Source organism: Aquitalea sp. ASV11 (assembly GCF_016429185.1).
Taxonomy (GTDB): domain Bacteria; phylum Pseudomonadota; class Gammaproteobacteria; order Burkholderiales; family Chromobacteriaceae; genus Aquitalea; species Aquitalea pelogenes.
Map to the genome: position 1 here is coordinate 1 of NZ_JAELUD010000156.1, position 629 is coordinate 629.

Genomic DNA, 629 nt, shown 5'->3' on the forward strand with positions numbered 1-629 from the left:
TGCATCAGCACCGGAATGCCGGCAAAGCGCGGGTCGCTCTTGATCAGCTTGGTCAGCATGTAGCCGTCCATTTCCGGCATTTCCACATCGGTCAGCACCAGATGCAGGGTTTCGTTCAGGCGCTTGCCGGAGAGTTCGGCCTGCATGGCCATTTTTTGCAGCTCTTCCCAGGCGCGCATGCCGTTGATGGCATAGGCGTATTTCACCTGCATGGCATCCAGCGTGCGCTCGATCTGCTTGCGGGCGACGGCGGAATCGTCGGTGAAGAAGATCATGCGTTCTTCTTTCACCGGCTCGATATTGATGAAGTGGTGGGAGTCATCCACCAGCGAGGTTTCCGCCAGCACTTTTTCCACGTCCATCATCATCACCAGCGTGCCCTGATCCAGCTCGGTGACGGCGGTGACGAGGCCGGCCATGCGGTTGGTGATCATGTCCGGCGGGACGCGCATGGCAGACCAATCGAGGCGCAGGATGGTATCAACCGCCTCGACCAGGAAGCCCTGGGTGTGGCCGTTGTACTCGGTGACGATCATGATTTCGGGCTTGTTGCTGGTGACGATGCCGGCGTACTTGGCCAGGTCGATGACCGGGACCAGCGAGCCACGCAGGCTGACCATGCCTTCAAC

General features: G+C 59.8%; 1 protein-coding gene. It reads right to left on the minus strand.

Annotated features, from left to right (window positions below; translation table 11 throughout):
• The coding region (locus JHD62_RS21425) for a chemotaxis protein (protein WP_199104577.1) at window positions 1-629 on the minus strand (629 nt) is incomplete at both ends.